The sequence below is a fragment of the Protofrankia sp. CiP1_Cm_nod2 genome (assembly GCF_920664355.1).
GTDB lineage: Bacteria > Actinomycetota > Actinomycetes > Frankiales > Frankiaceae > Protofrankia.
In genome coordinates, this window is record NZ_CAKKTL010000049.1 from 1 (window position 1) to 16,977 (window position 16,977).

The 16,977-nt window shown below is 70.3% G+C and carries 21 protein-coding genes; 17 read left to right on the plus strand and 4 right to left on the minus strand.

The annotated features are described in order from the left end of the window. Both NBW84_RS07835 and NBW84_RS07840 read right to left on the minus strand, forming a co-directional pair. The coding region (locus tag NBW84_RS07835; RefSeq protein WP_250283120.1) for a CNNM domain-containing protein at positions 1-718 on the minus strand (718 nt) is incomplete at its 3' end. A gap of 386 nt (positions 719-1,104) precedes the next feature. Further along, entirely contained in the window at positions 1,105-1,806 is a 702-nt protein-coding gene (locus tag NBW84_RS07840; protein ID WP_250283122.1) for a response regulator, read from the minus strand. 511 nt (positions 1,807-2,317) lie between these two features. Here NBW84_RS07840 and NBW84_RS07845 point away from each other — a divergent pair. Next, complete coding sequence (locus tag NBW84_RS07845) at positions 2,318-3,886, plus strand: aldehyde dehydrogenase family protein (RefSeq protein WP_250283124.1); 1,569 nt, start codon at positions 2,318-2,320, stop codon at positions 3,884-3,886. A gap of 24 nt (positions 3,887-3,910) precedes the next feature. Here NBW84_RS07845 and NBW84_RS07850 read toward each other — a convergent pair whose 3' ends face one another. Next, entirely contained in the window at positions 3,911-5,233 is a 1,323-nt protein-coding gene (locus NBW84_RS07850) for a tyrosine-type recombinase/integrase (protein ID WP_250283127.1), read from the minus strand. 659 nt (positions 5,234-5,892) lie between these two features. On the opposite strand from NBW84_RS07850, the gene NBW84_RS24145 reads away from it, so the two are divergent. The 14 genes from NBW84_RS24145 (at position 5,893) to NBW84_RS07915 (ending at position 13,768) form a co-directional block, all read left to right on the plus strand. Further along, entirely contained in the window at positions 5,893-6,126 is a 234-nt protein-coding gene (locus NBW84_RS24145) for a helix-turn-helix transcriptional regulator (protein ID WP_445548663.1), read from the plus strand. Beyond that, the gene (locus tag NBW84_RS07855; protein WP_250283129.1) at positions 6,123-6,986 is read left to right on the plus strand and encodes a hypothetical protein; all 864 of its coding nucleotides are present in this window, start codon (positions 6,123-6,125) and stop codon (positions 6,984-6,986) included. The genes NBW84_RS24145 and NBW84_RS07855 overlap by 4 nt, the downstream gene beginning before the upstream one ends. A 69-nt stretch (positions 6,987-7,055) precedes the next feature. Continuing rightward, positions 7,056-7,277, plus strand: a complete 222-nt coding sequence (locus NBW84_RS07860) for a hypothetical protein (protein ID WP_250283131.1) — start codon at positions 7,056-7,058, stop codon at positions 7,275-7,277. Between the two features lie 92 nt (positions 7,278-7,369). Beyond that, complete coding sequence (locus NBW84_RS07865) at positions 7,370-8,191, plus strand: bifunctional DNA primase/polymerase (protein WP_250283133.1); 822 nt, start codon at positions 7,370-7,372, stop codon at positions 8,189-8,191. After that, the gene (locus NBW84_RS07870) at positions 8,188-9,396 is read left to right on the plus strand and encodes an AAA family ATPase (protein ID WP_250283136.1); all 1,209 of its coding nucleotides are present in this window, start codon (positions 8,188-8,190) and stop codon (positions 9,394-9,396) included. Before NBW84_RS07865 ends, NBW84_RS07870 begins: the two co-directional genes overlap by 4 nt. Continuing rightward, on the plus strand, positions 9,393-9,782 hold the full coding sequence (locus tag NBW84_RS07875) for a hypothetical protein (RefSeq protein WP_250283138.1): 390 nt from the start codon (positions 9,393-9,395) through the stop codon (positions 9,780-9,782). The genes NBW84_RS07870 and NBW84_RS07875 overlap by 4 nt, the downstream gene beginning before the upstream one ends. Beyond that, the gene (locus tag NBW84_RS07880) at positions 9,779-10,033 is read left to right on the plus strand and encodes a hypothetical protein (protein ID WP_250283140.1); all 255 of its coding nucleotides are present in this window, start codon (positions 9,779-9,781) and stop codon (positions 10,031-10,033) included. Before NBW84_RS07875 ends, NBW84_RS07880 begins: the two co-directional genes overlap by 4 nt. Continuing rightward, positions 10,030-10,611, plus strand: coding sequence for a hypothetical protein (locus NBW84_RS07885; protein WP_250283143.1), 582 nt, complete (start codon positions 10,030-10,032; stop codon positions 10,609-10,611). Before NBW84_RS07880 ends, NBW84_RS07885 begins: the two co-directional genes overlap by 4 nt. Beyond that, positions 10,608-10,796, plus strand: coding sequence for a hypothetical protein (locus NBW84_RS07890; RefSeq protein WP_250283145.1), 189 nt, complete (start codon positions 10,608-10,610; stop codon positions 10,794-10,796). The genes NBW84_RS07885 and NBW84_RS07890 overlap by 4 nt, the downstream gene beginning before the upstream one ends. Next, entirely contained in the window at positions 10,793-11,131 is a 339-nt protein-coding gene (locus NBW84_RS07895; RefSeq protein WP_250283148.1) for a hypothetical protein, read from the plus strand. Before NBW84_RS07890 ends, NBW84_RS07895 begins: the two co-directional genes overlap by 4 nt. Beyond that, positions 11,128-11,685 (plus strand): hypothetical protein, encoded by a 558-nt coding sequence (locus tag NBW84_RS07900; RefSeq protein WP_250283150.1) that lies wholly within the window; start codon positions 11,128-11,130, stop codon positions 11,683-11,685. Before NBW84_RS07895 ends, NBW84_RS07900 begins: the two co-directional genes overlap by 4 nt. A gap of 8 nt (positions 11,686-11,693) precedes the next feature. Beyond that, a complete protein-coding gene (locus NBW84_RS07905) occupies positions 11,694-12,206 on the plus strand; it encodes a hypothetical protein (protein WP_250283152.1) in 513 nt (170 codons plus the stop codon). Continuing rightward, positions 12,203-12,823, plus strand: a complete 621-nt coding sequence (locus NBW84_RS07910) for a hypothetical protein (protein WP_250283155.1) — start codon at positions 12,203-12,205, stop codon at positions 12,821-12,823. Before NBW84_RS07905 ends, NBW84_RS07910 begins: the two co-directional genes overlap by 4 nt. A gap of 249 nt (positions 12,824-13,072) precedes the next feature. Further along, positions 13,073-13,768 carry a recombinase family protein gene (locus NBW84_RS07915; protein ID WP_250283157.1) on the plus strand — a complete coding sequence of 232 codons (696 nt, stop codon included), beginning with the start codon at positions 13,073-13,075 and terminating at the stop codon, positions 13,766-13,768. 151 nt (positions 13,769-13,919) lie between these two features. Here NBW84_RS07915 and NBW84_RS07920 read toward each other — a convergent pair whose 3' ends face one another. Continuing rightward, positions 13,920-14,234 (minus strand): hypothetical protein, encoded by a 315-nt coding sequence (locus NBW84_RS07920; RefSeq protein ID WP_250283159.1) that lies wholly within the window; start codon positions 14,232-14,234, stop codon positions 13,920-13,922. Between the two features lie 145 nt (positions 14,235-14,379). On the opposite strand from NBW84_RS07920, the gene NBW84_RS07925 reads away from it, so the two are divergent. Together NBW84_RS07925 and NBW84_RS07930 are read left to right on the plus strand one after the other, a co-directional pair. Next, on the plus strand, positions 14,380-14,637 hold the full coding sequence (locus tag NBW84_RS07925) for a hypothetical protein (protein WP_250283161.1): 258 nt from the start codon (positions 14,380-14,382) through the stop codon (positions 14,635-14,637). 183 nt (positions 14,638-14,820) lie between these two features. Continuing rightward, on the plus strand, positions 14,821-15,780 hold the full coding sequence (locus NBW84_RS07930) for a hypothetical protein (protein ID WP_250283163.1): 960 nt from the start codon (positions 14,821-14,823) through the stop codon (positions 15,778-15,780). The last annotated feature ends 1,197 nt before the right edge of the window (positions 15,781-16,977 follow it).

Below are 16,977 nucleotides of genomic sequence, written 5' to 3' on the forward strand. Positions count from 1 at the left end.
TCACCTCACTGACCGGGTCACCGGCCCCGACCGTCCACATGCGGACCCGGGGGGTTAGGACGTCCGCGGCCTGCTTGTGCCCGAACGCCAGCGAGCGTTGCAGCAACGTCGCGGTCTCCGGCGCGAGCGTGCCCTGCTCCGCGGACCGGCCGACCAGGGAGAACAGCTCCTGCGCGGAGCGGGCCGAGGCAAGCTCCTCCTGCGGCTCGATGCCCAGCCGCCGCAGCAGAGCCTCGGCGGCGCCGTTGAGCAGGCGGATCAGGAAGGCGGCCACCCGGCTGAACCCCCGCTGGAACCCCTGCACCATCCGCGCGGTCGCCAGCGGCCGGGCCACCGCGAGATTCTTCGGGACGAGCTCGCCGTAGATCATGGTGACGCCCGTGGCGAGCAGCACGGCGATCGCGACGGCGACGCCGGTGGCCATTCCCGCGGGTATCCCGGCGGCCTTCAGCGGGCCGTGGAGCAGGCGCGCGATCGCCGGTTCCACGAGAAACCCGATCGCCAGGTTGGTGATGGTGATGCCGAGCTGTGCGCCGGAGAGCTCGGTCGAGAGCTTCGTGAGCGCCTTGAGGACGCCTCCGGACCTGCGGTCACCGGCTGCCGCGGCACGTTCGACGGTCATCCGGTCGACCGTCACCAGGGAGAACTCGGCGGCGACGAAAACGCCGCAGACCCCGACCAGCACAACGCTGATCAGGATGAGGAGCCACTCGATCACTGTCGCCTGCCCAGGTCGGCCCGGTCCAGGGCAGGCGTCGGACTATGACTGGGTATATCGGGACTAGGCATGGCCCTCTCGGAGGTAGGCGTGACAGAACCCGCCGCGGGCGGGAAGGCGGCCCACCGGCGGTGCCCGAGTGCTCCCGCGGGGCGCCTGCACGTACACATCACCAGGATGCCCGCGTCCGGCCGCCTTGGACAGCCGTCCGAACAGGTCGGAGCAGCCCGCGCGCCGTACGTGCCCCCACGCTCCCCCAGCCCGCGACGCCTCGGCCACGATGACGGCCGGCCCGCGGAGCGGGGCCCGGAAGCGCGCGGAAAACACGGTTCACCAACACGCTCCAGGGGGAGCCCCTGGCCGGCCCCGCCCTGTTCGGCCCCGCGCTATTCGATCTCGAAGAGGCCCTGCCGGACGGCGTACATGACAGCCTCCATCCGCGAGTGCAGCTGCAGTTTGTCCAGGATGTTGCGGACGTGGTTCTTGACCGTGTTCTCGCTGATGAACAGCTTCCGGGCGATCTCCCGGTTGGCCCGCCCCTCCGCGACCAGCTTGAGGACCTCCAGTTCACGGGCGGTGAGGTGGGGTGCGGGCACCCGGCTGGGCCGGTCCTCGGAACCACGGGCGAGCGCGGCGAACTCGACCATGAGCTTGGACGCCATCGACGGGCTGATCAGGCTCAGCCCGTTGTGCACCGCGCGGACCGCGCTGGCCACCTCGTGCGGGGGGATGGACTTCAGGAGGTAACCGACCGCCCCCGCCTTGATCGCCTCGAAAAGATCGGTTTCGTCGTCGCTGACCGTCAACATAACGATCTTCGCGGTCGGCACCTCACGCTTGATCGCGCTCGCCGCGTCGATGCCGTCGCGGTAGGGCATCCGGACGTCCATCAGGACGATGTCCGGCGTGGTTCCCGTGGCTATCGTGACGGCCTGTCGGCCGTCGCCGGCGCGACCGACGACGGTGATGTCCTCTTCAAGATCAAGAACGGTTTCCAGACCCTGGAGGAACAGCTCATGGTCGTCGACCACGAGCACCCGGATGGGCTCGGACTGAGGTGCCACAGGTGGCAGAACACCAATCATCATCACAGATCGGAGCTATCTGGCACGGATGGTCCAACAACGGGCTGCCGGGCGGACGAGCTGCGATCGACGCATGTGCCCACTCTATGTGATGGGGTACTTACACAGAGCCGTGTCTCCACACCGGCACCGATCGAGTCATGCACGGATACCGCTTCCGACATATCGGAATGATACGCGCCGCCTTCCTGCTACGGCGCTTGCTATGACGCTGACGACACACCGTCACCATACCCGCGAAGAGGGCGAATCATCAACCCCGAACTGGGCATATGACACATCCCCCAACGGGCCCGCGACCATGGCCAACAGGCCCACGAGAGTGAGCTCGGCACCGAGCCCGCCGTCGCAACAACTACTCTGTGTAATATTTTGGACGCCCAGATGACGATACTCGCCGCCGTTGCCCGAACGCCCGGCATGCCACCCGCCGCTCGCGGCCGAGCCCCGGCCGCTCGCACTTCGCGGTGTGGCGCCGGTAGCGCTCAGGGCCGATCACGGGCAGCCTGTGGTCATGGTCACACCTTCCCGCAACACGTTCCATCGTCACGTCAAGCCTGGTAACAGCTGGTCCGAGGCGTACGCCCGATGCCACGAGGCCGCGCCCGAGGCCTTCGGCCCGGACCGGCTGCGCAACCTGTGGGGCGGCCAGTGGCGCCGCACCGGAGAGCCGCTGCGCAGCGTCACCCCGGTTGACGGCTCGCCCATCGCCGGCCCGCCGATGATCGAACCGGACGAGGCGCGCGAGGCGATCCGCGCCACCCTCGACGACCACAAACACTGGCGGGACGTACCGCTCCCCGAGCGCAGGGCGCGGGTCACCGCCGCGGTGGACGCCATGGACGATCACCGCGACCTGCTCGCGCTGCTGCTGGTCTGGGAGATCGGCAAGCCGTGGCGGCTGGCGCGCACCGACGTCGACCGCGCGCTCGACGGCGTCCGCTGGTACCTCGAGGAGATCGACCGGATGATCGATGGGCGCGGCCCGCTGCCCGGCCCGGTCAGCAACATCGCGAGCTGGAACTACCCGATGAGCGTGCTCATGCACGCCATGCTCGTGCAGGTGCTCGCCGGCAACGCCGCGATCGCCAAGACCCCGACCGACGGCGGGGCGGCCTGCCTGACCCTCGCCTGCGCGCTGGCGCACCGCGCCGGGCTCCCGGTGGCGCTGGTGTCCGGGTCCGGCTCCCGGCTGTCGAGCGCGCTGGTGCGGGCACCGGAGATCGGCTGCCTGGCGTTCGTCGGCGGGCGTTCCGCCGGCGGGCAGGTCGCCGCGGCACTCGTCGACACCGGCAAACGGCACTTCCTGGAGCAGGAGGGCCTCAACACCTGGGGCATCTGGGAGTTCTCCCAGTGGGACCTGCTGGCCAGCCACCTGAAAAAGGGCTTCGAGTACGGCAAGCAACGCTGCACCGCGTACCCCCGCTACGTCGTCCAGCGCCAGCTCTTCGACCAGTTCCTCGCGGCCTACCTGCCCGTGGTCACATCGGTGCGCTTCGGGCATCCGCTGGCCGTCGCGCACGATGACGACCCGCTGCCCGAACTCGACTACGGGCCCGTCATCAACGCGGGGAAGTCCGCCGAGCTCGCCAGGAAGATCGACGAGGCGATCAGCAAGGGCGGTGTGCCGCTGTACCGGGGGGCGATCGCCGACGGCGCTTTCGTGCCCGGGCAGGACACCTCGGCCTACGTGCCGCCGGTGGCGATCCTCGCTCCCCCGCCGTCGTGCGCGCTGCACCATGCCGAGCCGTTCGGCCCGGTGGACACGATCGTGGTGGTCGACTCCGAGGCCGAGCTCCTCGCCGCGATGAACGCCTCCAACGGTGCGCTGGTCGCCTCGCTCGCCTGCGACGACGAGACGCTCGCCCAGCGGCTCAGCGGCGAGATCCGGGCGTTCAAGATCGGCATCAACAAGCCGCGGTCCCGGGGCGACCGGGACGAGCCGTTCGGCGGCCGCGGCGCGTCCTGGAAGGGGGCCTTCGTCGGCGGCGACCACCTCGTGCACGCCGTCACCGTGGGCAGCGACCCCGGGGAGCGGCTGTACGGCAACTTCCCCGGCTACTCGCTGTACCCGGAGACATAGCCTGCGGTGTAAGGGGTTCACCGGTCATCCCCCGGCGCTGGGCCGTTTCTGGGCCGTTCCAGCGCCGGGCAGGGCACCGAGCACCGCGTCGACGGCCTTCCGGGTGTCTTCCTCGGAATCCGGCCACAGGTGACCGTACGTATCCAACGTCTCTGTCGCGCTCTTGTGGCCGAGCCGGGCCTGAACCACCTTCACGTTCGCCCCGGACGCGATCAACAGCGAGGCGTAGAAGTGGCGGAGCTCGTGGAAGTCGGCGCCCCCGGCAAGCCGGTCGGCGGTCGCCTCGTACTGCCCTGCCAGGTCGTCATGCCCGGCTGCCTTCTCCTTGACCGCCCGCGCCCGTAACGCCACCTCGGCCCGCTTCACGGTCTTCGCCCACATCGCGGTGAACACGCCCGCGCGGACGACGCCGCCTCGCCGCTCACCCACCCACAGCAGGCGCACCGCAACCCGCCGCGGCTTCGCCCCCTTCGCGCGCTCCGTGTACACGTCGACCTCGACGAGCTCGGGCGGGTAAGCCTTCACGTGCGCGGCCAAGGCGGTGATGACGGTGTCCCCGTAAGGGATGAGCCGGTCCGACGACGGCGTCTTGGTCGGACGCAGGTGCGGCTGACCCTTGCCTGCCGGGCTCTGGGCCTGCCGGTCGACCCGGCCGCGCCGGTGCAGCCACTCCACCCGGTCCAAGGTCAGCCCCAGCACCTCCCCCTCCCGCTGACCCGACCCGGCTCCGAGGATGACCGCGGCCCGCCAGTAGTCCGGCGCCGCGTCGATCAGCGCCTCGACGGCCAGCACCGGCAGTGGTGTAACCCGCGTCTTGGTCACGACCGGCAGGTTGATGTTCCGGCATGGGTTGCGCGGGATCAGATCGTCCTCGTGCGCTGCGGAGAAAATCCCGCTGAGCTTGGTGTAGATCTGATGGACCGTGCCCGGCGCGTGGGTCTCGGCAAGACCGGTGATCCACGCCTGGATCGCGCTTCGCCGGACGCGGCCGAGCTGAGCGTCGCCGAAGGCCGGAAGAATATGAACCCGCAGAATCGTCTCTGTCCGGGCCGCCGTGTTCGGCGCGTGCTGCACCTGCGCAGGTAGCCACGTGTCCCTGACGTAGCCGCGGACAAGCGTCCGCCCCTTGACGGGATCAATGTAGGTACCGCGGAGCTTGTCCGCCTCAACGCTATTGAGACAGTTCTCAGCATCGACCTTGCGCGCGAACGTAGGGTATTTACTCTGGCCCATGTCGTCGACGTATTCGACCTGCCAGCGGTCACCCTTGCCGTATCGCGCTGACTTCACCCGCTCGCCGTCAGGGCCTTTCTTCGCATTGAACCAACGGTCCTTGATCCGGGCCACTATGACCGCCTTTGGCCTTCAGGATTTCGCCGGGCCTTTCTCACGCGCATCTCTAATCTCCCCCGTCGTTATTCGCGAGTAAGGTCACCGGAAATATAGCGTCCTGTGGCGCCTTGCCCCGTGGGGCGTACTGGCGGTCGCCCTGTAGGGGCTGCCGGTCGTAGCAGCCGATCCGGCGATCCGGGAGGCTGGGCACTGCGTGCTACTCCGGAGTAGCAGCACGAGTTCTCGCAGGCCGGAGAGAGTCTGTGTCCGAACCTGTGTCCGAGGACCGCCACGGGCCGATTCAAAGTGATCCGCGTCACAGCGTTTAGCTACGCTCCGTAGTAAACGCTGGAAGCGTGGATGGAACACGCCGTCTTGCACACCCGCCGAGCCCCCGACTTATCCGCCGCTAGCCGCCGTCAGCCGCCGCTAACCGCCGGTGTCAACCAGCCTGCGACCACCCAGACTCACGAATCCAACCGCATTTTTGATGCGCCAGTGAAGGCTACGGTCGGTGTAAGAGCGCGGTAGAACATAAGTCTGCTGCGGCGGCTTGAAACACCGCTAGACCCAACTCCCCCCGCGGAGCGAGTAGCGTCATCGGTGTCGCCGTGACCTTGCAGGGGTTCGCGACACCCACCAACCTTTCCCCCCGTTGACCACGCGGAGAGCCAGTGACTCGTACCGCTATTACCACTACCCGCCGCCTCGCCAAAAGCCTTGCCCCGTCCGGGCCTCTACGCACCGCCGCCGAAACCGCCGAGCAGCTCCGGACTACGGTTTCGGCCCTCTATAACATGCGGCATCGAGGGCAAGGCCCTCGGGCGATAAAGCAGGGCCGGCGGCTGCTTTACGCTCAGTCGGATATCGACGCCTATATCGCACGGCTGTACGCGGAGCAGGGATGACCCGCACACCCCGCCAGGATCCCGGGACGGCGGCCACCGCGCGCATCGTCGCCCACCCGGCGACTCAGCAGGTCGTCCCGGTCCTGCGGGCCCTCCTCGCCCACCAGCGCATCAGGTGGGACTCCCCGGACACCGAGACGACCGCCGCGATGCTCCGCCGGATCTTCGGCCTCGCCGGCGAGGCGGACGGCGTCAAGGACAAGAACCCATTTGACCCGGACGGCGGCCTGTGGCCCGACCCGGACGACCGCGCCGAAGTGATCGACCACGCACGCCGGGTCGGCCTGATGCTCGCCGAGGCCGCCGCCCACCTCGCCGCCGCCGGGGCACCCATCGTCCCCGCCTGGCCCGGTGATCTGGTCGCCCTCGGCCTGCTCGTCCTCGGCCCCATCGACCTGACCGCCCCTGCCGGCACGATCATCAAGGAGATCAGCCCGATCCCGCTGTGGGCGTCCAGCCGGGACGGGCTGACCGTGGTACGCCGTCCCGGGCTGACCGCGCAGGCCGTCCGCGATGCCGGCGACTACGGCCGTGCCATCGAGATCCGTCGGCGTGAGGCCGCCGGCCTGCCCCGACCGGCGCAGAACTACCCGGCCAACCGACGCACATCCCCGGAGATCACGACCCGCCGCGCCGCCCTCGCCGCAGTGATCAAAAAGTGGCCGGAGGTCGACGCCTCGGCCTTTCGGCTGGAGGGCAACCGGCTCTCCCCACAGGCCGCCCGCCTCGAAAAGGAGCGGACCGCCCGCGGCCTGCCCAAGCGTCTCAAGTACGAGTACGGTACCGGACCCGCAGGGCTGCGAACCCGTGGGGAGATCGGGGACGACCTGCGGATACTCCGCCCAGACCGACACGCCTAACGATCTACCCTGCTGTCACGCAATACGTGCACGTATTCGGCGACGGCACGGTGGGGGCACGGTGGGCCCATGCCCGAGATCACCACTGACAGTCCGGTTCGCGGCCCCGGCACGCTCCGGTACTGGTCGGATGCCCTCGACCCGCTCGGCGAGCTCGACGACGACATGCGGGCCCTGCTGGCCAGCCGCGCCCGCACGAAGTGGATGGCCACCGTCGGCCGACTCGGCGGCCAGGCCGGCAAGAGACGCCGCCACAGCCCGCGGGCCGCCACCGGCCAGGAGGCCGCCTGAGCAGCAAGGCCGGTGCCGCCCAGCACCGGCCCCACCTATCGACCCCCAGCCAGGGTCTCGACCCGATCCCGATCAAGGCAGGTCTACCACCCATGACGATACCCCCCGACCATGATCGGCACGGCGATCCCGTCGACATGCACGCGGCAGCCCTCGCCCTCGCCGGCCGCGGCATCCACGTGTTCCCGGTCCGCCCCGGAGCCAAGATCCCGATGGTCAGGTGGGGCAGCGAGTCCACCGACGATCCGGCGATCATCAACGCCTGGTGGTCCCGCTGGCCGGCCGCCTCGATCGGCGTGGCCTGCGGCCCGTCCGGCCTGGTCGTCATCGACATCGACGGCCCGGCCGGGGCGGAGTCGTGGGCCGCGCTGACGGCCGAGCACGGCGAGGTGACCACCTGCGCCGTGACGACGGGCCGAGACGGCGGAGGCCGCCACCTGTGGTTCCGGGCCGGGCCGGCCCCCGGGGTCCGCAACAGCGCCGGGCTGCTCGGCCCCGGGATCGACGTCCGCGGCACGGGCGGGATGGTCCTCGCTCCGCCGTCGCTGCACCGCTCCGGCCGGCGCTACGCGTGGGCGGCACGGGCTCCGCTCGCCCTGCTGCCGGACTGGCTGCGCGAGGCCGCTACCCCCACACCGCCCGCACGCCGGCCATCCCGTGCGCTGCCTCCGGTGCCTGCGGATCGTCTGCTGGTCGGCCTGGTCCGGGTCGTGTCGGACGCCCCGGAGGGGACCCGTAACGACCGCCTCTACTGGGCGGGTACCCGTGCGGCCGAGCACGCCGCCGCCGGCCGCCTCGACCACACGACCGCCGTTGACGCCCTGCTGCGGGCAGCGGAGGCGGCCGGGCTGCCCCCGGGCGAGGCCGCACGCACCGTCCGCTCCGCCCTCGACGGCCGGGCGGTGACCGCTTGACGACCCGCGGAACCGCCGAACAGATCGTGCGGGCCGCCCAGAAGGCAAGCGAGCCGATCGCGCGCGACCAGCCCCCCGCCCGGGTTGGAACACTCGGAACGCTCGGAACACAGCCTGAGAGCGAGGCTGGACCGGATCTGCTCGCTGGCGTCCACAACGGCGACTGGCTCAACAGCCAGACCTTCCCGGACCTGAAGTACGCGGTGCCCGATGTGGTGCCCGAAGGCTTCACGTTGATCGTCGGACCGCCCAAGGCCGGCAAGTCATGGCTGACGTTGGGCCTGTTGCTAGCGGTTGCCCAAGGTGGACGCGCCCTCGGCGCGATCGAGATACCGACGTCGGGCCGTGTCCTGTACCTCGCGCTGGAGGACGGCGACCGCCGGATGCAGGCCCGGTGCCGCCGGCTACTCGGCGGCGAAGTCCTGATCCCAGTGCTGTTCCACTACATCACAAAGATCATTCCAGGCAGGGTCATCGAAACAATCGAAGCGTTCTTGAGGCTGCATCCGGACACCGCATTTGTGGTGATCGACACGTTGGGGAAAGTGATGCCGCCCGCGATGGTCGGTGAATCGAGCTACCAGCGTGACTACCGGATCGGCTCGGCGTTGAAGGGCATCACGGACGGGCATCCCGGTCTCGCGCTCGCAGTCCTCCACCACGACCGCAAGGCGATGAGCGACGACTTCGTGGACTCGGTATCCGGCACGCACGGTCTCGCCGGTGCAGCGGACACGATCGTTGTCCTGGGCCGGAAACGCCAGTCCAGCGAAGGTGTCCTCAAGGTCACCGGACGCGACATCGAAGAGAACGAATACGCGCTGATCACCGATGCCGGCACGTGGACGTTGGACGGTCAGACGCTTACCGAGGCCGCGGAGCGTGTGCAGCAGCGCGCCGAACAGCAGGATCTCAGCGACCAGACCAATCAGATCTTGGAGTTCGTCCGCAAGCACCCCGACAGTGCCGCGACCGGCCTCGGAGTACAGACCTCGGAGATCGTGACGGCCTTCGGCGAGGTCCGGGTGTACCTGACCCGCTTGGTCAAGTCCGGGAAGTTGGCGAAGGCGTCGCGCGGTCGCTACCGCGTTCCAAGTGTTCCAAGTGTTCCGAGCGGCGGGCGGTCTGCATCCAGCCTCGCCGCCCCGCTGCCCGAAGAGCCACCGGACGACCCGTGGCCCGCCCACGAGGACGACGCAGCATGACCCCCGGCCTCGACCCGGCCGCGCTCGCCGCAGCGTCCGAGGCCCGGGTCGCAGCCCAGATCACCGCCGCCCGACGGCACCACGCAGCCCGCCGCGCTGCCGAGCTGGAGAAGCGCAGCGCCCGGACCGCCGGCCTCGCCGCACGCCACGCACGCAAGATCAGCCGACTTGGAGGCAACCCGACCATGCCCGTCCCGACCATCACCCCGCCGGCGGCCGACCCGCCGACCGCCCGCACCCTGATCGACACCGGGGCGTGCGCCGCCGGCTGCATGCTGGCCGTCTCCCCTCCCCGCACCTGCCGGTGCGGATGCTCCGGCCAGCATCACGGCGCACTCGGCAGCATCCCCGTCCCCGCCGTCGACCAGACCGCGACCGCCGCATGAGCGCCCCGCGAACCGCCCGGCCATGGGCCGGCAGGCCCCGTCCCGACGGCGACACCGGCACCGAGGCCCGGGCGCCATGGTCCGGCCTGCGCTCCCCGTCCGCCTGGTGCTGCCCGAACTGCGACACCGCAGCAGCCCCAGACCCGACCCAGTCCGGGGTCCTCGTCGCCCGGCACCGGGAGACCTGCCCGAACCGGCGTCCCGACGCCCCGTCCCGCAGCCGACCCTTCAACCTGCCGGAGGCCCGATGACCCTTCAACCGCCCCGTTGCACCGCGACCTGCTCCGGCCGGCGCCGCCCCGACAGGGCCGGCCAGCCCTGCCGGAATCCGGCGGTCCGCGGCGCGACAGTTTGCGCGAAGCACGGTGGTGCCGCCCGCCAGGTGAGAGCCAGGGCGGCCGTCCGCCTGGCAGACGCCGAGGTTCGCGCGCTGCTCGCCGAATACACCCCTGAGCCAGTCGAAAACCCGCTGGAAGCCCTGAAGGAGATCGCCGGCCGAATCCTCGCCTGGTCAAAAATTGCTGAACAGCGCGTCGCCGAGCTGGACAGCCTCGAAACGTTTTCCGAGGCGACGGGCGAGCAGGTCCGGGCCGCGGTGGTGGTGTTTGAGCGCGCTCTCGACGCCGCGAGGAGAGTGCTGGTAGACATGGCACGCCTCAAGATCGACGAAAGGATTGTTGCAGTAAACGAGCGCGTCGCGGCCGCCTTCGTTGACGTGTTCCGCGAGGTGATGAACCACCCCGACCTGGCCCTGACCGAGGAGCAGCGTCGGACGATGCCGGGCGTCGTCCGCGACATCCTTCGGGCGCAGCGGGAGATCACCCGATGAGCGACTGGTCCAGCTTCGACGCCGGGACGATCGCGGAGATCGAGGCCACCGTCAGGGCCGTCATACATGATCCCCTGTTCGGTCTCAGCCCGCGGCAGCAGGCCGACGCCGACCGGGTGATCCGGCGGCACCTCGACGCCCTCGCCGAGACGTCAGCCATCCCGGACGATCAGGACGGGCGATGATCAGCCTTAAGACCAGGATGCAGGATGCGGTGGCCGCGGTCGCCGTCGCCGGGCAGCTCGACATGGCCGCGCTCGTCGCCGAAGCCCACCGGCAGATCCTCGCCGGACTCGGCCTGCCCGACCCATCCGAGGATGCGCGTGGCGCTCCCGGTACTGACCTCGATCTGCTCTTCGTGGACGTCAGCCCGGAAGCGCTGGTCGAGACGGTGCGGAGGATCGTGGACGAGGTCGCGACGCGGATAGCCTCCACGCTCGCGGTCGCAGCGGCCGTCGCCCGCGGGGACAGCCTCGGCGAGGTCGGCCTACGGGTCGCGCAGCTCCCGGACGACGAATGAGGACTTCGGCCGGTCCGTGTGCCGTTCCGACGCCGCGGGAGGCTGCTCGCCTCCTCGTCGTCGCCCGCATCGGCCTGCGCCGTCTCCACGTCCGTGACGGGGCCGCTCCCGCCGGGACGGAGGCCGTGTTCGACCGGCTCGCCGACGTGGCGCCGCTCATCGACGGGCCGGCTGCGGCCTGCCTGGTCGGGCTGCTGCGCGCGGGGCTGGCCGAGCTGGACAGGGGGTCGCCGCTCGACGTGGCGGTCCGCGGTGACCTGGCCGTGCTCGCCGATGTTGCGGAGCATCACCGGCTGCGGCGGGATGCCGCCCTTGGCCGTTTCGCGCCCGGGTCGCGCGACTCGTTCGCCGCCGACGATCTCCAGCCGGGATCGTGGGTATCGACGACACGAGCCGCACACATGTTCGAGTTGGACCCGTCCTACCTGCGGAGACTCGCGGCCCAAGGCGCGCTGGACGCGCGGCGAACGAGTAAAGGTCGGTGGCAGATCCGGGCAGAGAGCTTGATCACGATGGCCGCTCAGCGTCGTTGGACATATCCCGACGCCGCATAGGAGATCCGATGGGCAGCAGAGCTGCCGGACCCGCCCCGACACCGGCGGAACTCGCCGACGCCATCAACATTCTCGGCGACCTGTCCGCGCTTGATGGCCGCGTCGACCGCGACCAGGTCGCCGCCAGAGCTGCGGTGACGGTCGCAGTCTCGCCGATGGCCCGCAGCCCGCTCGTCAAAAACCTCGCCGGGGAGGCTGGCGGCCTGCTCGCCAAGGCCGCCGAGTTCGCCGGTATGCCGCCCGCTGACCGGGCAGCCCGCCGCCGCGTCTTGCAGGCCGTGTTTGACGGGTCGCAGGGCCCGGACCGGGTGACTTTTGCCGGCCTGCTGCGCGAGTTCGACGACCTGGCCGCCGCGCTGCCGAAGGTGGCGGTAGCCGTGCCGCCGCCGGCCGCCCCCGCGAACGACGCGCTCTTCAAGGCCGCCGACCGTGTCGCGGACGGTTTCCGCCGCCGGCTCGATGCCGCCGCAGCCCGGCCGGCGCCCACCCACGCCCGTACCAGCCCGAGGACAGGACGATGACCAGCCGCAAGACCCCCGCGTCGACTCTCGCTACCGCCGCCGCCGCAGCCGAAGCGGCCGAAGCAGCCGCCGACGCAGCAGCCGACGATCTGCACCAGACGCGGTTGGCTGCGCTCGAGGCCGCCCGCCAGGTCGCCGCGACGCGGCAGGCCGAAGCCGACCAGGCCGCCGCCGAGCTGCGCCAGCGCGAGGCCGACTGGGCGGGCACGCTCGCCGAGCAGGCCGCCGCCGAGGATGCCGCCCGCCGGGCCGCCGAACAGGCACGGCTCGTCGCCGTCCGGGACGAGCTCGCCGCCGAGCGGCAGGCCCTCGATGACGAACTCCCCGAGCTGCTGCACCGCACGATGGAGATCATCCATACCTGGGCGCGGTGGGAAACCCGCCGTACCGACCTGCGCGGCCGGCCGGCTGCCCTCGCGAAGACGGCGGCACAGGTCCTCGGCGATGCCTCCGCTGCGGCCCTGGCTCCGTACGGAGTCGAAACCGACGGGCTCCCTCGGCTGCTCGCCAACCAGGGTGTGCCCTTCGTCGCGCACGAGGTGATCGTCAAGATGCTGCTTGCCGCGCGGGCCACCGAGCCTCCGGACGCGGAGCCGCCGGCTGCGGTGGCTGCCTGACCGGGCATGCTCGTCCACGTGACGCAGGCAGGGGCCGACCCGATATCGGATGTCGGTCCCTGTCTGCTGTGTGGCGGTCCGGGTGTGCTGGTGGCTGAGTATCCGGCCCCTTCCTGGCTGTGTGCGGTGTGTGCCCGTCTGGTCGCGGATCATCTTCGTCGGATCGGGTCGATCCCCTCGGTGTGATCCCGTTGTGTTACGTCTATTAAAATGGATGTGACAGTGCAGGTCAGACGGGGTGGGAGCGCAATGAAGCTGATCGGTTACATACGGGTATCGACCGATAGGCAGGTCGACGGCTACGGACTCGACGTCCAGGAGAAGGCCCTCCGCGCATGGGCGCGCACCACAGGCCACCGCATCGACACGATCCACCGCGACGAAGGCGTGTCCGGGAAACTCGACGACCGACCCGCCCTCGGCGAAGCCCTCCAAGCCCTCCGTGGACGCCAGGCCGCCGGCATCGTCGTCCCGAAACTCGACCGGCTCGCCCGCGACCTCGTCGTCCAAGAACAGCTGATCGCCGAAATCTGGCGGATGGGCGCGGACGTCTTCAGCACCGCGCAGGGCGAAGCCGGCTACCTCAAGGACGACCCGGATGATCCGTCCCGGAAACTGATCCGGCAGGTCCTCGGCGCCGTCAACGAGTACGAACGGGCGATGATCGCGCTGCGTCTCCGCTCCGGCCGCACCCTCAAAGCGTCCCGCGGGGGCTACGCCTACGGGTCCCCCGCGTACGGGCAGCGGGCACGCGGCCGGGAACTCGTCCCGGACGAACGCGAACAGGCCGCCCTCGCCCGCATGACCGAACTAGCCGCCGCGGGCGCGTCTCTGCGGGTCATAGCGGACACCCTGACCGTCGAAGGCCACCAGCCCAAGCGGGGCGGGCGCTGGCATCCGCAGACGGTCAGCCGGGCACTCGGACGGGCACGGCAGACGCTCTGACCGCTGGAGGGCAGCCCGGACGGCGTATCCAGCGCATACCGGAAAGCACGATGCCCCGCCGGTCTCCCGGTCGGGGCATCGTCGTGTTGCCGTCCAGCTTGCCGACGTCGGCCCGCGCGAGCTGGACGCGGTCACCGGCCGAGCGGAGCCGTCAGGGGCCGGACGCGGTGAACGCCGGCTGGTCGGGCTGGCCCTGAAAGACCAGCATCACCGTGTCGCCGAGCGAGTGTGCCTCACTCAGCCGGACGTCTCCCGGCAGGTAGATCGACAGCGCCGTGGTCACTTCGGCCGCGGTCATGGCCACGTCCATGATGACCGTGACCCGGCCCGTGATCCGGGAGTAGTGCGCGGTTGCCCCGCTCGTCGGCAGCCTCCGGCCGGACCAGCCGTCCGCGACGGCGGGCACCCGGCCCGCGTCGTCGTCGAGCTGGCGGTCGTCACGTGGCGTCGTGGATGATCGGTCCATCGGTCGTACCTCCGTACAGGTCGGCCACGAGCCCCGCCGGTTGTCGGACCGGTGGGGCTCACGCATTGCGGGCACGGTAGCGAGTTACAGGACGTACGTACAGGACGTCAATCCGGGACGTGGGAACGTTCCTACGGTCCTGTGCGTGTCGACGGACGAGAACGACGAGGTCATCCACCGTGAGGAGCTGCGAGACCTTGTCGACATCGACCAGCTTCGGGAGCTGCTCGGCCGCACCACACCGCGCGGGGAACGGGTAGCGCGCTCCTACGCGGACTCGGTCGCGAACCGGAAGGGCTTCCCCGACCCGCTGATCGTCCATCCTCGGCTACGCCTCTGGCGCCGCCGCGACGTCGAGCGCTGGTTAGACCGCAACCGGCCCGGGTGGCGCGGCGACGCCTGACCGTTTCGCATATTGGTCAACAATGCGCGTCATATGTTGGTCAACAATCCTGCTGCTACCTGTCCGGGCCGGCCCAGTTACCGTTCGCATGAATACGCCGGCGCGGGGAGGGTGGGCTATGGACGGATGGCCTTGCATGACGGACGCTGAATTCCTGCGGACAGTGACCGGCAGGGGTGCAGCGTGGACGTTGACCGGCGTGACCTCTTGCTCGCCGGCGCGGCCGGCCTGGCGCTCACCGGTCCCGGGTCGGGTAGCGAGGTGAGCGCCTTCCTCGACGAGATGCGCGCCCACGCCTACCGGCTCGTGCGCGCCTACCCGCGCCGCGACGTCCGCCAGAGCGCCGACGTGGCCCGTATGCACCTGCGGGCACTGACGAGCATGGGCCGGGTGTCGATGTCCGCGAACGCCGAACGCGGCCTGTTCGAGGCACAGGCCATGTACGGCGCGGCCTACGGCCTGGCCCTCGCGGACCTGGGCGCCTACGACCAGGCCGGCCGGGTACTCGACACCGCGGCCGGCCACGCCGCCACGATCGACAGTCCGGTCCTGCTGGCGCACATCGCCGGTACCCGGGCGCTGGTCGCGCTCTACGACAACCGGCCCGGCGACGCGCTGGCCGCGATCGGCCCCGGCCTGGCCCATGGGGACGGCCCGGCCGGGTCGCGGCTGTACGGGATCGCCGGCCGCGCCTACGCCCGCCTCGGTGACGCGGCCAAGGCCGACGCCGCGCTGACGGCCGCCCGCCGGAACGTGGACCAGCACGCCGTGTCGCTCGTCGACGCGCAGCCGTTCCGCGGCCTGTCCCCGGCGGAGCTGGCCAGCTACGCCGTCGATGCCTACGCCCGCCTCGGAGATGCGCGGACCGCCGGCGCGGTCGCGGACGAGTGGCTACCGCGGGCCGACCGGGCCGGGAACGAGGCGCTGTCGGTGTGCCTGCGGGCCGCCTACGGGATGGCGCTGGCCGGCAGCGACCCGGCCACCGGCGCGCACCTGGTCGGTGAGGCGATCGCGCGCGCGTCCGCGGTCGGGACTCCAGCCACTGGAGTGATCGAACGGGCAACCGCGTTCGTAGGCCGCGCCCCGGCCGGGCATGCCGCCGTCCGCGACGTCGCCGAGATGATCCGGACGCTGTCCGTCTGACCAGCTCACGTAGGGTCCGACCCGGGCGCGAGTGAAGGCGGGGGAGTGACCCTTGGTGAACTTCAACTTTGCTGACGTCCGTGCGAGCCGGGCGCGGGTGGGAGCCTCGAAGGTGTCACGAGGTGAGTACTACTCACGTCATCGACTCGTGTGACCCGGGCGGCCTGTGCGCAGATGGAGATGGCCGATCTTCGAGCCTCCTCGAAGATCGCTCTCCGGTCCGGCCCCAGGGGGCTGTGGCGTGACATTGAGCCAGGCTCATGTTGATAACGGTCCGGGCCGGACGGGCGGGGAGCCGGGCGAGCACGGCACCATAGCCGCTACCGATGGTCGGTCCGGCCCGAGTGGACGTAAGCCAGGCTTACGTCCAGGATGCGGTCCGGCCCGAGCGGGCGGGGGGCCGATCTTATGGGCGCCCATAAGATCACGAACCCGCATGTTGTAGCGCGGCGGCCACCTTCCGTGGACAGGTCTCAGGCACCGGTCCAAGATGCCCGGGGCTCCGGCCCGGGCGCGCGGGGAGCTGACTTCATGGTCACCTTCGGGGCGTCCCTAAAGTGACTCCGGCCCGGGCGCGGGGGGAGCTGACCCTCGGTGAACGTCAGCTTTGTCGACGTTCACGTGCGCCCGGTCGCGGATGGGAGCGATCACTTTACCGGCGCCGGTAAAGTGATCAAGGCTGCGCATCCTCTACGGATCGCTGTGTAGCCGATTGATACCATTTTCCCGGCGCCGGGAAGATCGCGTTGCGTACCCTCTACGGACCGCTGCGTACCCGAGGGTGAACACCGGCCGGCCGCCGTTCACGCCCACGGCCCCGGTCCCGAGGGGTTCTCGAGACCGGGGCCGTGGGCGTTGTCGGTGCGGGGTCAATCGCGGCCCGCGCGTCGCTCCGCGATGTGGGTCAGCCACTCCTCATCTGTCCAGCCGGTGCCGCGTTCGACTACTCGACCGTCTGTGTCTCGGTAGCCGGGAGGCAGGTGCCGATCCTTCGCGGCCCACGTCTCGGAGATGCTGCGGTTCCACCTGGTTCGAGCAGCCGCGGCACGGCGACTCTCGGCCTTTCCGCCAATCCTGATCTTCACGTCTTCTCCTTCGGTCTCGAACGGGTCTCTGTGGCCGTCCTGGGCAGGTGGGCTACACCCCCGCTACCGCTGCTACCGCGCAGGTCAGCGGGGTCTACCGGGGCCGCTACGC